The sequence below is a fragment of the Virgibacillus carmonensis genome, assembly GCF_057836705.1.
On the sequence record NZ_JBYQFJ010000016.1, the window covers coordinates 45,918 to 63,461 of the forward strand.

Genomic DNA, 17,544 nt, shown 5'->3' on the forward strand with positions numbered 1-17,544 from the left:
TACATCCTCCTTTTTTCCAGTTTATACTGTTACCGGTAGCACGCATACATATAAATGTCCTTCTCCCACCTATGAATTGTATCTTCACGTTCCATTCCAATTCGTTCAGCAACCTTACTAGATGCTTGGTTCTTCAAATCAATTAAAGAGATCAATTTCGAATACCCCTTTTCCTCAAAACCGTATTTTTTGCATGCTAAAGCAGCTTCGGTTGCATACCCATTTCCCCACACGCTCCGTTTGAAAAGGTAACCAATTTCCATTATTACGGTGTCTCCAAACTTTTGTGGCACAATCCCACATTGCCCTAAAAACTCAGCCGTCAGCTTATCCTCCACAATCCATAAACCAACACCATAGTCCCGATAATTTTCAAGCGTCCATTCAATCCATCTTATTGTTTCATCTTTATTTTTTGTTGATGGATAATGTGTCATTGCTATTGGATCCGTAAAAATTTCCATGAGGTATTTTGCATCGCTGACATTCATTTCCCTTAATATCAGTCGTTCTGAAGTAATCATTCGGTATACCTCCTTTTAAACATAAATTTCATTTAATAACATAGATTTATTTACAGGGATAAAAATTATAATGTATTAGGGTTGTTCAAAAGTCCGGTAAAAATGACACATCATATTTTTTCGTTAGCCTGCTTTTCCTGCGTGCTAGATCGTCTCCTCACGTATTAAGGGAGTAGAGGAACTTCTACTAAAACCGTCCACGTCCTGTGGACAACGTAGAAGTCAGCACACCCTGTGTAAGTCCGATACGATGAGATTACGTTGCCTCGAACTTTCGATGCACAGGACGTGCTAGTGTCAGCGTTGCAACAGGATAAGGAAAGCTTCCTGAAAAGGCATCGCACGAAGAAAATTGCCTTTTATTTTCGAGGACGTTGCGACTTTAGCCGACTCGGTCCTTTTTATCCTCCTTTTTGAACACGCACTATTAGAAAAAATTGATCTATCCTATTGCTAATATATACGCTGATTATGAGATAAATCAAGATAAGATTATGTAGAAAAGAGGTTGTTTAGTATGAGAATACTTGTCATCGGTGCTAGTGGCACTATTGGAAAAGAAGTTACAAAAGAATTAGAACATGATCATGATATCATTCTCGCTGGTAGAAACGGTGCAGATATATCAGTTGATATTACATCACCAGATAGTATTAAAAACATGTACGAACAAATTGGCAAAGTTGACGCAGTCGTTAATGCAGCTGGTGGTGCTGCATTCAGTCCTATAACAGAGTTGACCCCAGAGAAAAATGAGAAGGGAATCCTAAGTAAACTTAAAGGCCAAATAAATTTAGTACTGTTGGGATTAGACCATGTGAACGACAATGGCTGCTTTACATTGACTACTGGTATTATGATGGATGACCCGATACTACAAGGATCATCTGCTGCAATGGCAAACGGCGGGGTTAAAGCTTTTGTTAAGTCAGCTGCAATTGAAATGCCAAGAGGAATCCGCATAAACAGTGTTAGTCCTAATGCCGTCCAGGAATCTTGGGAAAGACTCCGTGACTATTTCCCTGGATTTCAAGCTGTACCCGCTAATCGTGTTGCACTAGCTTTTAAGAAAAGTGTTTATGGTGCTCAAACCGGTCAGAATTTCGAAGTATATTAATTAAGAAAAAATGGAAGCGACTGCTTCTAGGAGCCGTCGCTAGACAAAGGGGAATGAGCTTGTTTCTGCAAACTAGCAGAAGCAAGCTCCTTTTATATTTATTCTATCTCTATTTCGTGAAAGAAAAGTTCATAATCATTCGTACGTGTAGAAGGATTCCTTCTTGTTATTTCACCTTCAAAAAGCGTCTCACCAGAATTTAAGTCTGCCACAATTAAGCGCGACTTCGTTTTTTCATTCGTAACACGTGTTATAGCATATACCTTTTCATTATCTATTGTTAGAATTGGCCCTTCAGGAAACTTAGTTGATTTGATCAGATTTAAAGTGATTTCATCTATAATCTTTTTACCCTCAATATTATAAGATGTTATTTCCGCACCCTCTTCATTTGTTTCCGTAAAATAAATCGTTGATCCTTCGAAAGTTACGATTTCCTTATTTATCAGTTCTTCTGGTAATTTAATATTGTCCTTTTCCTTCGTTTTCAAATTATATATGATAAGCTCCTGGGCTATCTCTTCTGTCACATACGAGTTGTGTTCCCGCTCTACTTCTTTACTTGTTGTCTTTGAAAATACGATAGTATCATGTGCTTGTTTCGGATTTGTTTCCTGAATCTGGCTTACACCAAAATGGGAAGCTCCTTGTTTCTCTGGTACAGAAAAGATTATTTCGTGATCCATTATTTCTTCTTTTTGCATATGGAATGTGTAAATGTGTTGCTCATTATGATATCCATCATTGTTTCGTACAATGTTTTGGGTGATTAGCTTAAGCTTGTTATCAATTATTTGTACATCTTCAACTAACATATTATCTAGATCTGAACTATTTGGAACTTCTATTTCAAACGAAGTTGTTTGGTCACTTTCCTTTTCTAGTATGGAAATATCAAACTTAAAATCCTTTAGTGATAGTGCACCCGCTTGATAATCCACATTCGCATAGACTAGAAATTGCTGATTCTCGTAAAATGCATGGATTCCGCTTTTCCCTCTCATGAAGTTTCGATGCTCCTGTTGCAGTTGTTCAATCATAGGGGGGGTGTACCACTTAATTTGATCAAAAAATGAAGCTTCACTATCATATCTTGATCCATTAGTTGTAACTTGCAAACTCTCACTGCGAATCGTATTTCCGTTATAATGCCCATCAATAACAATCGATTGTATTTCCCCTTCATCACCAGTTTGTTTTTTTATTACAAACTCCGGGTTTTGCGAAGCTGATATAGCAGAATCAATATAATATACTCCAATTCCAAACACGATAAATGCACCAACAACGATAATTTTCCAATACTTTTTCATCTAATGATCCCTCCTTACACCGTTATCTTTTTCTTTAATAGAAATCCACTCATCCATATTGAACCTGCAATCACAATTAATCCCAAAACACCTTCAAGTATGAACAGTTCATTTGGATACAGAAAATAAACCTGTAAAAGTTCTTGCAGTATGATAGGCGAAATAAAAATAACTATGGCTACTGCACTATATAGCACACCAATAACAATTCCTTTCCAACGAAAGCTTCTTTCAAATAAAATAGCGGTAAATAAAATGGAGACAGCCATGAATCCAGCTCCATAATACACGATAAATTCAATGAAACTATTCGGTACAATGATTAATAATTGGTGCATACTGCTAATAATATCTTGGGCACTCATATCGACCCGAAATCCCCTTGGTACCATCCATTTTAAGATTGTCGTTTCAATTGGAAGCAAAATGAGTTGGAATGCTACGAACCCAAGCACCGTTAATAGAATGGTTGTGATTTTAGCAAAAAACACATTCAATCTAGAAGTTGGTAACATTAATAATCGGTAAATAAATGTATTTTTCCCAAACCAGTCACGATACCAGATGAAGAATATATAGAATGCAACGGCCGCAATGCATAACCCTATTGGTCCAACGAACCACAGACTGCCAACAATTTTATTGAAACTCATTGGTCCGACTTGAGATAAAAATTCTGCTCTCGGTACCAAATCTTCATAAATTCTTTCATTTGCCATGCCAAGGTACTTTTTAGACAACACAATAACCCCTGTTATCTGTGCAACGAGTGTTATAGCTAATAATACTGCAAATAGTTTCGCAAACCGATTGAATTCAAAATTGACCAGCTTCAAATAGCTTTTCATGCCTGATACACCTCTCTCATTACATCCACAACAGACTTCCCTTCGCTTTCTCTTGCTTCCTCCGCATTAAACTCCTTTATAACGACCCCTTCATCTATTAGAACGACTTTATCAATTAAATGTTCAATATCATTTATTTCATGTGTCGTAATTATAACTCCTCGATCTTCAATTAAATGACTAGTGAACACATTAGCTATTTGTTCCCGACTAAACATATCAATACCAGAGAACGGTTCATCCATTAATATGTAATCAACATCCATTGCTAAACCAAGTAATAGATTAACTTTTGCTGTGTTCCCTTTCGATAAAGAAGAAATTTTGTCGCTTTCGCTTAATTTAAAAAAACCAAGTAACTCTGTTGCACGCTTTTGATTCCAGCATGTATAAAAGTCGTCCATGAACTCCATCGCTTCAGAAATCCTCATATTTGGTAACATCGTGATTGCATCCGGTATGAAGGTGATTTTTTCGAAAGACTTTTCGGTAATTGCTTCACCATTCAATAAAATTTGTCCTTTATTAATCGGTGTAAGTGCCATAATTGCATTTAAAATCGTTGTTTTTCCTACTCCATTAATTCCAATTAAACAAGTGATTTCACCCTTGTTGGCCGTAAAGGAAACACCTTTCAGTACCTTTTTTCGCCCAAATTTTTTGGAAAGTTCTTTTACCTCAATCATCCATAATCCCCCTCATTAGTTGCTTTTTGTGTAACTTTTTTCTACTAACCGAAGTAATTCCTCGATTGGAACATTAATTGAACGTACTGATCCCACAAAATCGTCAACTGCCTTCATCAATAATTCATCTCTCACCTTTCCTAGGACAGTTTGATCACTGGTAATTCTACTCGGAAAGTTCCGTTCGGTATGAATCAAACCCTGTTCCTCCATTTCTTTATACGCTCGCTGTGCCGTGTTTGGGTTTATTTTGATACTGTTTGCGAGTTCCCGTCTAGAAGGTATTTCCTCACCAGGCGCTAGTTCACCGATTGCAATTTGTTCCTTAAAATACCGAACAACCTGTAAATAAACTGGATCACGGTTATTAAAATTAACATTCATCGAAACAACTCCTATACTTTCTTAGATGTGTACACCCGTTTATTTTCAGTGTGTGTATTAATCGGTTCATACATATGATAGGTGTATTATACGATTAATACACAAGGCTGTCAATATTAATTTTAAATTACCCATTTTAACGTGAATTAAGATTTAACAGCAATTTATTACCTTCTGTTCATACTCCGTTCACAAAAATAGTTTATTATATTGCTATAATGGTTAAATAAAATGTTTTCGATATAAAGGGAGAGAGGACTTTGAATAAAAATAGTAAAGTTTTATTAAGGGTATCAGCTACATTCGCCCTCGTCGGGGCATTTCTCGGGTCCCACATGGCTGGGTCGGGTGGTTATGAATTCAAAACTGTACACGCGCATATCCTGGTCGTCGGCTGGCTCAGCTTATTTGCATGGTCTGTTTTTTATAAGATATACACACCAGCAAATAAAGTTTTATCAACATTTCATGTGTGGTCGGCAATAATCGGTGCTGTGGGATTAACATCAGGTATGTGGTTGTACTACGTAAGACCGTTCGATTTAAATGAAACGGTTACCAATGTATTTTTCATTGTCGGTGGGTCAATTATGCTACTGAGTTTTGTCTTTTTCTTTATCCTTACGTTTATGAAAACTGAAGAAGATTAGAAAAGCTCAGGGCGCCTTGAAAGACACGACAATCATAAGCAGAGCGGTGCAGTGTGGATGGTTTCCTCGCGCGGAAGCGAATAGCGAAGTTTATCTTATACTGATTTCCTTGGAATGTTTTATAATTTCCTTCTGTGTAAACAAAAAAAAGCCAGAAGCCAATTTAAATTAATCGGTTTCTGGCTTTTATTTAGATTCCCTCTTTTAGTTCATGACCCGCGATAAACTGAGCGCCACGAAAGTATTCCTCTATAATCGCTCCATCAGAATGTGGAACTTTTTCTCCTTGTATGATCTGAGCTCCGTTAATGCATCCACTAGTTAATACAATAATATCTCCATCACGACCTAGAGATAGTGCTTTCTTCACACCATCCTCCCGCGTTAACGTCGGATAGATATTTTCAGCTAGTCGATTGGCAAAACCATCAAGAACTCGGTCAACAACTTTACTTGGATCATTGTATCCTGGATGGTCAACCGTTACGACAATAGAATCAGCTTCACCGTCCACAACACTTGCCATCTTCGGCATCTTATCAAAATCACGAATTCCTATTCCAGCGATCATCACAATTAGGCGATTGTATTCCAGTTTGCGTACTTCAGATAGTAAACTTCGAAGCGCTACAGGGGTATGAGCATAATCAAGAATAATTTTTCTTCCAACAGTACCACTCTGGATGAGCTCAAATCTTCCTTCAGGATTTTCAATGTGAGATAAGGCATGTACGATTTTTTCTACTGAAAAGTCTGCTTCAAGCGCTACACATACAGCTGCCAAAAGGTTTGCCACATTGTAGTCACCAAAGACAGGTGTGCGAACCTTAAATGTTTCACCCCTTATTTCCAAATCAAATAGTGAACCATTGTCATTTACCTTTATATTTGTTGCTACTACATCGGCATTCGAATCATTCGATAGGCTATATGTGAAAATGTTCCCTTTAAATGTTTCGAGAATTTCAGTAGCCATTTCAAGGTCGTCTACATTTACTACTGCAGTTTTCACTTGATTAAACAACTTCAGCTTTGCTCTTTTGTAATTTTCAAAGTTTCTATGGTACTCGATATGTTCTGGAGACAAATTTGTATGTATGCCTACATCAAATAGGATACCCTCGACGCGCTTTTGTTCCATGGCAATCGATGATACTTCCATCGCAACTGCCTTATCACCGGATGCATACAAATGGTCAAAAATATCATGAATGTCTGATGACTCAGGAGTGGTTGGCGTACTTTGCATAAAATCCATTTTACTTTTTGAAGTCCAAATACCGGTCGTACCAATGGATCCGGTTGGTAACCCTAAGTTATTTAGTAATGACTTAACATAAGCTGCAACTGTCGTTTTTCCATTTGTACCTGTAACACCTACTGTGAATAGATTCTTGTACCTGTGATCATGAAAAGTAACAACCAATTTAGCAACAGAAACCCGTACATGATCAACATATAAAAATGTGCAATCTGGGTATCGCTGACTGATATCTCTTAATGCTTTTTCATTATCGCCAAGGAAAACCGTTGCGCCTTGTTTGACTGCATCCTCCATGAAATAATGCCCATCATCATTTTCACCTGCAATACAAACAAAGGCAGACCCCTCGACAACTTTTCGTGAATCATACGTAATCGATGAAATACAGTTTTGTTTCCTACCATATATTTTCAAAATACCTATTCCATTGTCTTTTCCGAAGTTAATATTCATAGTTGCACCTCGCTACTGTTTTCATCATAGATATTAGAAAAGCTCAGGGCGCCTTGAAAGATACGAGAATCATAAGCAGAGCGGATGGGTTTCCCACACGGAAGCGAACTGCTTATGTCTCGAGTGTCTAGGCGCTGGAGCTGGACGTGACTGATGATGTATCCTTGCTTATCCACAGTGTTCCAAATTTATTATTTCCTAAGCAACAAGAAAGACCTAACAGTTTATTTATATTTAACTCAACTTTCGCAGACTGAAATAAGTAGATGATCCCTGAGATAGTTGAATAAGCCCGCAATCCATTGTTATAGTTGACACAAAACCTATAAACTGCGACGTAAGTGCTGGGTTGTTTTCCGCTGCGGACCGTTGCTTTCCTCGGGCACGGCTTCAGCCTCCTTGCCCCGGCAAGGGGTATGCCGACGTTGTCCGCAAAGGACGGTTTTAGTCGGCCCTCATCATTAATCACTCCCTGCGGGGTCTTCAGACTCGTGCTGGTCCCGCAGGAGTCAACGGTCCTCCGCTCCAAACAACTTCCATAAATTGCTGGCTGCCTGTGTGATATAAACAATCAAATAAATTGAAATTGTTAAGCTCAACCCTAGTGAAGGAAATCCACGTAGACTCCTGCGGGAACAGCGAAGACGATGAGACCCCGCAGTGAGCGGTCTTTGCGATCGAGGAGGCTCATCGCGAGCCCTAAGGTGCGCGAAGTGGATTTCCGGAACGGTTGTCCAACCACCAAACATAGCAGTTACGTCGCATTTTATATCAGTTACGACAAGGTAAATAGCAACAAGTTTTATGAAAAGACATATTTGTAATTCGTGTCAAGTACCATATTTCAAGTGCTATAAGTATTACAGTTTATTGAATTCACCATGATGATCTTTGTGCGAAAGTTGAGTTTTTAAGTATAACTTATTTTTCCCCACAGAAAAACATGCTATACGCATCAAGATTTATATACTGTTCTATTTGGATCTCTCCCGATCCTCTTGTTTTACAGCCTTATAAAAAGAGGCGCCCATCAGCATTATAACTATTGAAAAAGGTAAAGCAGCAATGATTAGGACGTTTTGCAGCCCCTGTGTACCACCAAAATAAACTACAATTGCTGCCATTGCGGATTGTGCTAACCCCCAAACAACTTTCACTGAATTTGAAGGGTTTATATGTCCAGCTGTACTTAGCATCCCAAGTACAAACGTTGCTGAGTCAGCCGATGTTATGAAAAATATCGCTACTACAAGAATAGTTATGATCGACATCAACGTTCCTAACGGATAGTTTTGTAAAACACCAAATGTGGATGTTTCTAGTGATAAGTTAGATATAGTTGCAATACCATTTTGTTCCAGATTTAGTGCTGAAACTCCAAATACTGCAAAGAAGATAAAGCATACCAATGAAGGTACAATTAATACACCAAGCATAAATTCTTTCACGGTTCGACCCTTTGAAATTCTTGCGATGAAGATACCAACAAATGGTGCCCATGAAATCCACCATGCCCAGTAAAATACCGTCCAGCTGTTTATCCAGGAACGGTTATCCCCATCTAATGGAGCTAAATGAAAACTCATATCAAAAAAGTTGGAAATATAACCACCAAGTGTGCTGGTAAACATATTCAAAATATATAACGTTGGTCCGACAATAAACAAGATAAGTAGTAATACAAATGCTAACCCCATATTAATATTACTCAAGTACTTGATACCGCGACCAATTCCTGACCAGGCAGAGGCAATAAATAATGCAGTTGCAACCGCAAGAATAATTAATAGAACCCCAAAGGAATCAGGAATTCCAAATAAATACGATAAACCACCATTTATTTGTGCCGATCCAAACCCAAGTGTAGCCGCCACTCCTACCACAGTTGCTACAACAGCCAGTGTATCAATCAGTTTACCTGCAATTCCCCGCATTGCTTTTTCACCAAATAGCGGTTCAAGAGTAGCACTTATTAGGCCAGGTGCTCCCCGGTGAAACTTAAAGTATGCCAATACCAGCGCAACAATTCCATATACAGCCCATGCATGGACACCCCAATGAAAAAATGAATATTGAAGTGCTTCTTTAATTGCCGCGTCTGACCCAAGTTCTGCGCCAGGTGTACTCTTAAACGCATGAGAAATAGGTTCCGCTGTTGTCCAGAAAACCAATCCCATCCCCATTCCTGCGCTAAACAACATAGCAAACCATGAGATCAAGCTAAATTCAGGTTTATCTCCATCCTTACCTAGCTTCACCTTACCGAACTTGGAAAAAATTAAATAAACACAAAAAACAAGCATGATCATAATTATAATTAAATAATACCACCCAAAATGCACTGAAATAAATGTAGTTGCCGCTGCAGTAGTATCCTGCAAGTTACTTGGCGCAACCGAACCCCAAATAACTACCGCTGCGCAAACAATAAGTGCATACCAAAAAACAATTGTTACGTTTTTCACCATTTCACCTCAAATTTAGATAATTATATGTATAAAGTTTACCTTATTGATAAAACTTATTCCCTTAATCGAGCAGTACAAAACAATTTGCACTATCGTTGTCAATATGGTCAGAGCTTCTGTACAATATAAAAAACAGGAGGTAATCGTGATGAAAAAGTTAGTACCACATATCAGAATTGAAAATTGCAAGAAAGAAGTGGAATATTATCAAAAGGCATTTGGAGGGGAAATTAAAAACACACAGCTTTCAGATGGCATCGAAATGTTTAAAGGCCATGAAGGCAAATACATTCATGCTGAGCTACATATAAACGAAAATTGCATTATTTATTTTGCAGATATTTTTGGTGATCAATTAGTTAACGGAAGTAATATGCTACTTGGACCAGACCTTGACAGTGAAGAAGAAATTACGCAGATCTATAACTTCTTAGCTGAGAGCGGAGAAATAAAAATGGAATTACAAGATACATTTTGGGGGGCAAAACACGCCATTGTGAAAGATAAGAACGGTATTTCCTGGGAGCTAAATTATACCAAGTAGATAGAAACTTAGGCAATGGTACATCTGTCACTTGGCGAAGCGTTATTGCCAAGTGACAGATTTTCACATCTTTACTTTTTGAAAATAATCAATCAACCCTAATGCGCTTACTTGCATATCTAAATTAATTAAGAAGTAAACATCATGATCCTGTGGGACATTTAGACCTTGCAAATGTTCCTTCACACGATATAACAACCTTGTCGCAAGTTCAGCATAGCCTCCACCTGCAGAGAAAACTCTTTCTCCCTCTTCCATAAAAACATCCAACCAGTTGGATACCTGATCTAAAGCTTGATCAATCTCATTTGTCATTCCAAAATGACCATAATAAATCCGATCCACATTTATATCTCTAATACGGTTTATAGACTTTTGCATAGCTACAGGATCAAAATGATTGGGTGATGTAGATGGTAAGAAAAAGGCAATTCCATCCCGAATTAACTGATCGTAGCGGATTCCAATCGTATCTCCAGTAAAAATTCCATTGCTAACCGGATCATAAATACTAAAGTGATGTTTGGCATGACCAGGCGTGTCTAAAAATTCAAGCGTACATTCGGGACCAATTTTCAGTTCATCCCCTTCGCCTTTTATTACTAATTTATCTTCAGGTACAGGCACGATTGGATCAAACAATTCTGCGAAACTTTCCCCGTATACAGCACGGGCACCTGCTGCAAGCTTTTTAGGATTGATTAAATGGCGTTCCCCTTTAGGATGAACAATCACCTTGGCATTGGGACAATCCTTCATTAATAAACCAGCACCACCAGCGTGATCCAAATGAATATGTGTAACGATAATATACTTTATATCTGTCAAAGAAAATCCCAGCGAGTCTAACCCATCCTTTACATATTTAATAGATGGGCTTGGTCCTGTCTCGACTAAAGTAAGCTCTTCCTCGTCAATCACGTATGTACCAGTTCGTTCTGGTTTTCCGAGGTCAAATCCGTCAATCAAATAGATCCGATTGTCTAATCGGATAGGTTTTTTATTCTCCATCACTGTACCTCCCAAAAACTTAATTGTTTCTTATAATTATAACATCTCACCGTTAATTTGTGTGTTTGTGTGATGTTGTTAATGGCTTGTTTACTTGCCCAAAATAATTCGGTATAATACATCAAAAATTTAACATACTAAGAAATATTAACCATTAGGAGGTTTTTAGTATGAAAAGTTTTTTTTACTTCGTATTAACAATTATAGTGTTGGTTGCAGTAACCATGAACACGGATGAAGGACAAGAAGATGCGAGTCAAGTCGAACCTGGTCACAAGGAAAACTCAGTCCATGTGACGAATAGTATGTCTTCTACACTATCTAACGGACTTGATAAAGTCCTTGTTTCCTTAGATAAATTACAAACAGTAGTTGAAAACTCTTCAAAAGACACAAAACAAATAGAAAATGCAGCGGAAAAGCTAGGTGAAAATTGGGACCAAATTGAAAAACAAGTAGAAGAAAATTACCCTGAGGATTATAAAAACATAGAAAAAAGCTTATATCCATTGCTTGCAGAGGCAAAAAAGGAACATCCTGATTTGGCAAATCTTAGACAGTTAATTGAAGCTACAACTAAAAAGGTAGAAGCTTTTAAGAAAAGTATAGGTGAAACTGCCTCCTAAGCAAGATGAATAAGAAGTTCAATTCAGTACAAAATAACTTCGACTAATTTTAAGGAGGCTTTTATAGTGCAATTTCAAAATGAACAACAAAACCAACAAGGAACATCTCAAATGCCACCACAGGTAAGCCATGGCGGACATGAACTTTTCGACGCACATGAAGCATTATCAACATTGACAGGTGGATTGGAACAATATTTACTGTATGAACAGCATATCAAAAGTCCTGAATTAAAAACGATGCAACAGCGCCATCGCACATTTTTGACTCAGCTTTATAATACAATCGTTGAAACCATGAAAACAGGCCAAGAGCCGACTGTCAAAACTCAAACGTATAATATGGAACAAAGCAATGATGTCATTTATGGAATGCAACCAACAGCACCAAAGTCTCCAAGTCAAAATGTTAGTCAAATAAATGATGAATGTGTATCAGGTTATATGCTAGGAGTAATGAAATCAACCGCTTCAGCATTCACCATGACTTCACTCGAGGTTACTAACCCTGTTCTCAGACGTGTATTCGCTGACAGCGTTCCGAATATCGTCGAAATGGCGTATGAAGTATTTTTATTTCAAAATAAAAATCAATATTATCAGGTTCCACAATTACCACCACAGGATATGCAAACAATCATGAACAGCTTTGCACCTGTCCAAGGAACCATGCCACACTAAAAAGAAAAAACGAAGCTTCTAGGAGCCGTAGACACAACAAACAAAAACTACCTATTCGAAATTACGTGAGTAGGTAGTTTTTGTTCAATAAATACTGGTTAGTGCCGAGTACTGAAATTAATCCAACAATCGATTAGTGGCGTCTACTTCAAGTATTCTAGTTGGTTCTGAACTGCCATCACGTACGCCTTCTCCACCGCAAACACTACATTTGTACTGCCAGCCTTCATCGTCTGCGAGCATACCAGTTCCTTCGCACGCTTTACATGTATTATTTCTCTCGACCATCTCATTCATCCCTTTCCAGGTTGATTTAAACAGGCACTAGTTAGTTTCCAACTTACATGTGAAAATATACATAATAAAAACCGCCTAGTTGCAAAATACAACTAGACGGTACTGTTTTTCAATAAAGTGAACATTATAGTGAGTGATACCAGACTCCGTCTACAATACTCCACGCATGTATGTTTGGATTTTTTTGGTAAAGGCGAATAAGACGAAACCAAGAATAACGGCAATTCCACCAATTACACCAAAGTAAATGATCTCTGTCGATGGATCATATAATTTAACAACTTGAGCATTTACTGCCTGTCCAGCTGCATTAGACATGAACCAAAGACTCATGGTTTGTGCTGAAAACGCAGAAGGCGCGAGTTTCGTTGTAGCTGATAATCCTACAGGAGATATACAAAGTTCCCCGAGTACAACTAGGAAGAAACTAAGAACGAGCCACCATGGACTAACAAGCGTATCGGTACCATTTATTACGGCAGGGAAAATTAATACCATAAATGATATTCCCCCAAGGATAATACCTAAAGAGAACTTCGTCGGTGTTGATGGTTGACGATCCCCAAGCTTAATCCACAAACCAGCAAATACTGGTGCTAGGAAAATAATGAATAGTGGATTCAATGACTGAAACCATGATGCATATAGATCTATACCTGCGAAACTTAGTTCTGTTCTTTCTTTAGCATATAATGCTAAGATGATTGAACCCTGCTCTTGAATTGCCCAGAATACCATAGATGCAATAAACAACGGGATATAAGCAAGGATACGGGATCTCTCGTCCTCATTCGTTTTCGGACTGCGGTACATCACAATAAAGTATGCAGTAGGAATTGCTATTCCCAAAAAGCTAACTAGGTAGGTGAATGTTGTAATCGTTAAAATATTAGTTGGAATAGTAATAGCAAGTAAAATAGCTATAATGACTGCACCTATTCCAAACTTTTTAATAACCTTTTTCTTCTCTCCGTCCTCTAGCGGGTTTGGTACATACGTTCCAGCAAGACCGAGGTATTTCTTTCGGGTTACTAGGAAGACAACTAGACCAAGGAACATTCCGAATGCTGCAATACTAAACCCGTAATGATAGCTGTATTTCTGGCCGACTGTACCAACGATAAGTGGTGCGATTAATGCACCCATGTTAATTCCCATATAAAAAATACTAAAGCCAGAGTCCCGGCGGTTATCTTTTGGACTATACATGTCACCAACGACGCTTGAAACGTTAGGCTTCAACAATCCTGTACCAATAATAATGAAAAACATCGATAGGAATAATCCTGAAACTCCCATTGGCAATGAAAGAACGATATGACCAATCATGATCAATACCCCACCATAGAAAACGGTTTGCTGGGTACCTAACAATCGGTCGGCAATCCATCCGCCAATAACCCCTGTCATATATACAAGTGCACCATAGATAGCCATGATGGAAGTAGCAATTTCCATACTAATTCCGAGTCCACCATCAACAACTTCTGTGTACATATAAAATAGTAAGATAGCGCGCATTCCATAATAAGAAAAGCGCTCCCAAAACTCAGTAAAAAATAGTGTGAATAAACCTTTTGGCTGTCCAAAAAATCCACGTTGCGGGACACTCTGGACAATCTTCTGTCGATCAAATTTCGTCATGATGTTTATAAGCTCCTTTTAATATGTAATAAAGAAAAATTTTCTGTTAATTAAATCGATACTTCTACAGTAAAAATTGCAATAGAACCATGATATTCCGCCTTTTTTCAATTGTCAATTGACGCAAATTTTTAAACTATCTTAATAAAATTTCTTTTTACATTTACATTACATATATGTACAATCTATGAATAAGCTTGAATCATTGACGATTTTCAGTTAAACTAAAATATCTTAGTTCATGATTATAAAAAAATGGAAGTTTGAGGTGAAAACAATGAAGAATAAACCTACTACAAAGATGGGATTCTTTTTTGTTGCGGTACTTTTACTATGGATTAAATCTTATTTAATATATGTCTATGAATTTAACCTTGATATTCAAAATGGGATACAAGAATTTCTTTTATTCTTTAATCCTCTTAGCTCTGCCCTTCTATTTCTTGGTTTGGCCTTGTTTGCAAAAGGAAAACGGGCTGGTATCTGGATTATTATAATAGACTCTCTGATGAGTTTTATGTTATATGCTAATGTTGTATACTACCGTTCCGCTGCCGATTATATTACGTTACCAACACTTACACAAACTAGTAATTTCGGAAGTCTTGGTGGCAGTATTGGTAGCTTAGTAGCTTGGCATGATTTGTTTTATGCTGTAGACATCATTATTCTTATTGCACTCTTTATGTGGAGTAAAAATAATTGGTCAATTAGTCGTATGCAAAAGAAAAAGCCTTTGCTAGTTCTTGCTGCGGGAGTTATGGCATTTTCTATTAATCTAGGATTAGCTGAAGCAGATCGTCCACAACTTTTAACAAGAACCTTTGACCGTAATTACATTGTGAAGTATTTAGGATCCTATAATTTTGCCATTTATGATGCGTTTCAAACCTTACGCTCATCAACGCAACGTGTACTTGCGGATAGTAGTGATATTACAGAAGTAGAAAATTATACAAAAAACAAATTTGCTGAACCAAATCCAGAGCTTTTCGGAGCTGCTGAAGGCAAAAATATTATCAAAATTCATCTAGAATCATTTCAAACATTTTTAATTGATTACAAATTGCACGGTGAAGAAGTCACACCATTTTTAAATTCATTAGTGCATGACCAAAGCAAGAACTTTACGTATTTTGATAACGTCTTCCATCAAACAGCACAAGGAAAAACAGCTGATGCCGAGTTGATGTTGGATACATCCTTATATCCATTACCTCAAGGTGCAGCGTTTGTAACAAAGGGTAATAATGATTATCAGGCACTGCCTGCGATATTAAAACAAAGACAAGGTTATACATCAGCTGTATTTCATGGTGATAATAAAAGTTTTTGGAATCGTGATGAGGTTTATAAACAGTTTGGGGTCGATAAATTCTTTGATTCCAGCTATTATGATATGAATCAAGAGAATGTGATCGGATATGGCCTAAAAGATAAGCCATTTTTCAAGGAATCAATACCATTGCTTGAATCGTTGGAAGAGCCTTTTTATGCTCACATGATGACATTAACGAATCATCATCCATATTTAATCAGTCCAGAGGAAGCTTCTATTAAACCCGCTGAAACTGGTGATCCATCCGTCGATCGATATTTCCAAACTGCACGATACTTGGATGAAGCGTTAAAGCAATTCATTGGTGACTTAAAAGAATCAGGGCTGTACGAGGATTCTGTTATTATGATTTATGGAGACCATTATGGTATTTCGGAAAATCATAATGCTGCTATGGAAAAAATCACTGGTGAAGAAATTACAGAATTTAAAAATACACAATTACAACGTGTTCCAGTTATGATTAAAGTTCCTGGAGTAGATGGTAAGGGAACCAATCATGAATACTCTGGCCTGATCGATATTATGCCGACATTGTTACATTTAGTTGGTATTAATGCACAAGACTACATTCAATTTGGTACGGATATGTTTTCAAAAGGACACAAAGAATATGTATCCTTCCGTGATGGAGATTTTGTCACACCAGAATACAGCGTAGTTTCAGGGGAATTTTATGACAATGAGACTGAAGAAAAAATTGAACCAACAAAAGAAATGAAGGAATTGCAAAAAACAGTACGTCATGAGCTTGGTCTTTCTGACAAAGTACTATACGGTGATCTATTGCGGTTCTACACACCAACTACAAATTGGGAACCTGTGGATACATCGGAATATTCATACGGTAAAAACGCTACACAAGAAAAAGAATAGTAAGTAACAAATTATAAAAAGTAATCAAGTGAGAGGTCATTCTCATTTGATTACTTCTTTTTTGTTTAAAGCTCTTTTCGTAAGGTTTATTGCTATTTAATCCTTGCGAAAAATTGTGTCATAACATACCGCTCCGGAAATACACCACGCTGGCATGGCGTTTGACTTTCGCTTCGGGCGTTGCCGCACTATCGTAGTTTACCCGATTTTGTGGCAAAAACAACAATCTTTTGAAAACAGCCTTGTTTAAGGATGTAACTTTTGCGCATACTAAGCAAAACTTTTTGCACTGAAACAAGCATAAAAGGTTTTAAAGAAATCAATAGTAGAAAAAGAGGTGAATCACATGGGAAGAGATGAACATAATCATTCAAAAGGTAGAAATCATTTAGCGCAGACTCCAAAGAGTAATATTAAACCAGATGGAAGAGATGTTGAATTTATCGAAGAGTTTGCCGACCACGCTGATAAGGAAGCGCAGGAAAGAAGTCAGGCTGCAGACACGCGTGCGAAAAAGAAATAATGGTGGGAGGTCAAGTAATGCAACAATACCTGTGCCCAAATTGTAAAACGAATCGTTCCAGGTTTAATTTAATAGAACAAGTAGCGAAACCTGTAAAATTAGACCCTCAAACTGGCGAAGTTGTGAATGATTACTCGAGCGACAGTGTGGAAGTATTCCATACACAGTACAATGGGCCCAAATACAAGATTCAATGTGGATCATGTGGGCTTGTTGAGGATGAGCGGGCTTTCGTGAAGTATGCTGAATATAACCGCAATTCATAAGAAGAACAGTATCTCTCCATTCGGGAGATG

Annotated in this window: 18 protein-coding genes; 8 read left to right on the forward strand and 10 right to left on the reverse strand. The window is 37.6% G+C overall.

What is annotated here, in order from left to right; all coding sequences use genetic code 11:
• Positions 1-29: 29 nt before the first annotated feature.
• Entirely contained in the window at positions 30-524 is a 495-nt protein-coding gene (locus tag AC3G7N_RS13265; protein WP_489422642.1) for a GNAT family N-acetyltransferase, read from the reverse strand.
• 517 nt (positions 525-1,041) lie between these two features.
• Between AC3G7N_RS13265 and AC3G7N_RS13270 the strand changes: the two genes are divergently transcribed.
• Positions 1,042-1,641 carry a short chain dehydrogenase gene (locus AC3G7N_RS13270; protein WP_489422643.1) on the forward strand — a complete coding sequence of 200 codons (600 nt, stop codon included), beginning with the start codon at positions 1,042-1,044 and terminating at the stop codon, positions 1,639-1,641.
• A gap of 98 nt (positions 1,642-1,739) precedes the next feature.
• Here AC3G7N_RS13270 and AC3G7N_RS13275 read toward each other — a convergent pair whose 3' ends face one another.
• From AC3G7N_RS13275 to AC3G7N_RS13290, 4 genes are read right to left on the reverse strand one after another with little or no spacing between them, the layout of a single operon-like run.
• Entirely contained in the window at positions 1,740-2,954 is a 1,215-nt protein-coding gene (locus AC3G7N_RS13275) for a hypothetical protein (protein ID WP_489422644.1), read from the reverse strand.
• 14 nt (positions 2,955-2,968) lie between these two features.
• Positions 2,969-3,802: a hypothetical protein gene (locus AC3G7N_RS13280; protein ID WP_489422645.1), complete on the reverse strand. Its 834-nt coding sequence runs from the start codon at positions 3,800-3,802 to the stop codon at positions 2,969-2,971.
• A complete protein-coding gene (locus AC3G7N_RS13285; protein ID WP_489422646.1) occupies positions 3,799-4,488 on the reverse strand; it encodes an ATP-binding cassette domain-containing protein in 690 nt (229 codons plus the stop codon). Before AC3G7N_RS13285 ends, AC3G7N_RS13280 begins: the two co-directional genes overlap by 4 nt.
• Positions 4,489-4,503: 15 nt before the next feature.
• The gene (locus tag AC3G7N_RS13290; protein ID WP_489422647.1) at positions 4,504-4,872 is read right to left on the reverse strand and encodes a GntR family transcriptional regulator; all 369 of its coding nucleotides are present in this window, start codon (positions 4,870-4,872) and stop codon (positions 4,504-4,506) included.
• 260 nt (positions 4,873-5,132) lie between these two features.
• On the opposite strand from AC3G7N_RS13290, the gene AC3G7N_RS13295 reads away from it, so the two are divergent.
• Positions 5,133-5,522 carry a hypothetical protein gene (locus AC3G7N_RS13295; RefSeq protein ID WP_489422648.1) on the forward strand — a complete coding sequence of 130 codons (390 nt, stop codon included), beginning with the start codon at positions 5,133-5,135 and terminating at the stop codon, positions 5,520-5,522.
• A gap of 190 nt (positions 5,523-5,712) precedes the next feature.
• Here AC3G7N_RS13295 and AC3G7N_RS13300 read toward each other — a convergent pair whose 3' ends face one another.
• Both AC3G7N_RS13300 and AC3G7N_RS13305 read right to left on the reverse strand, forming a co-directional pair.
• Positions 5,713-7,239 (reverse strand): UDP-N-acetylmuramoyl-L-alanyl-D-glutamate--2,6-diaminopimelate ligase, encoded by a 1,527-nt coding sequence (locus tag AC3G7N_RS13300; protein WP_489422649.1) that lies wholly within the window; start codon positions 7,237-7,239, stop codon positions 5,713-5,715.
• Positions 7,240-8,213: 974 nt separating this feature from the next.
• Positions 8,214-9,704, reverse strand: coding sequence for a BCCT family transporter (locus tag AC3G7N_RS13305; RefSeq protein ID WP_489422694.1), 1,491 nt, complete (start codon positions 9,702-9,704; stop codon positions 8,214-8,216).
• A gap of 151 nt (positions 9,705-9,855) precedes the next feature.
• On the opposite strand from AC3G7N_RS13305, the gene AC3G7N_RS13310 reads away from it, so the two are divergent.
• On the forward strand, positions 9,856-10,251 hold the full coding sequence (locus AC3G7N_RS13310; protein WP_489422650.1) for a VOC family protein: 396 nt from the start codon (positions 9,856-9,858) through the stop codon (positions 10,249-10,251).
• Positions 10,252-10,314: 63 nt separating this feature from the next.
• On the opposite strand, the gene AC3G7N_RS13315 is transcribed toward AC3G7N_RS13310, so the two are convergent.
• The gene (locus AC3G7N_RS13315; protein WP_489422651.1) at positions 10,315-11,262 is read right to left on the reverse strand and encodes an MBL fold metallo-hydrolase; all 948 of its coding nucleotides are present in this window, start codon (positions 11,260-11,262) and stop codon (positions 10,315-10,317) included.
• 170 nt (positions 11,263-11,432) lie between these two features.
• Between AC3G7N_RS13315 and AC3G7N_RS13320 the strand changes: the two genes are divergently transcribed.
• Positions 11,433-11,888 (forward strand): hypothetical protein, encoded by a 456-nt coding sequence (locus AC3G7N_RS13320; RefSeq protein WP_489422652.1) that lies wholly within the window; start codon positions 11,433-11,435, stop codon positions 11,886-11,888.
• Positions 11,889-11,999: 111 nt separating this feature from the next.
• Positions 12,000-12,569, forward strand: a complete 570-nt coding sequence (locus AC3G7N_RS13325) for a spore coat protein (protein ID WP_489422695.1) — start codon at positions 12,000-12,002, stop codon at positions 12,567-12,569.
• Positions 12,570-12,686: 117 nt separating this feature from the next.
• On the opposite strand, the gene AC3G7N_RS13330 is transcribed toward AC3G7N_RS13325, so the two are convergent.
• Together AC3G7N_RS13330 and AC3G7N_RS13335 are read right to left on the reverse strand one after the other, a co-directional pair.
• Positions 12,687-12,857 carry a hypothetical protein gene (locus tag AC3G7N_RS13330; RefSeq protein ID WP_489422653.1) on the reverse strand — a complete coding sequence of 57 codons (171 nt, stop codon included), beginning with the start codon at positions 12,855-12,857 and terminating at the stop codon, positions 12,687-12,689.
• A gap of 159 nt (positions 12,858-13,016) precedes the next feature.
• The gene (locus AC3G7N_RS13335) at positions 13,017-14,510 is read right to left on the reverse strand and encodes a peptide MFS transporter (protein ID WP_489422654.1); all 1,494 of its coding nucleotides are present in this window, start codon (positions 14,508-14,510) and stop codon (positions 13,017-13,019) included.
• 277 nt (positions 14,511-14,787) lie between these two features.
• On the opposite strand from AC3G7N_RS13335, the gene ltaS reads away from it, so the two are divergent.
• The 3 genes from ltaS (at position 14,788) to AC3G7N_RS13350 (ending at position 17,514) form a co-directional block, all read left to right on the forward strand.
• Entirely contained in the window at positions 14,788-16,725 is a 1,938-nt protein-coding gene (gene ltaS, locus AC3G7N_RS13340; protein WP_489422655.1) for a lipoteichoic acid synthase, read from the forward strand.
• 346 nt (positions 16,726-17,071) lie between these two features.
• A complete protein-coding gene (locus AC3G7N_RS13345; RefSeq protein ID WP_489422656.1) occupies positions 17,072-17,248 on the forward strand; it encodes a YfhD family protein in 177 nt (58 codons plus the stop codon).
• Between the two features lie 17 nt (positions 17,249-17,265).
• A complete protein-coding gene (locus AC3G7N_RS13350) occupies positions 17,266-17,514 on the forward strand; it encodes a DNA alkylation repair protein (protein WP_489422657.1) in 249 nt (82 codons plus the stop codon).
• Positions 17,515-17,544 lie beyond the last annotated feature (30 nt).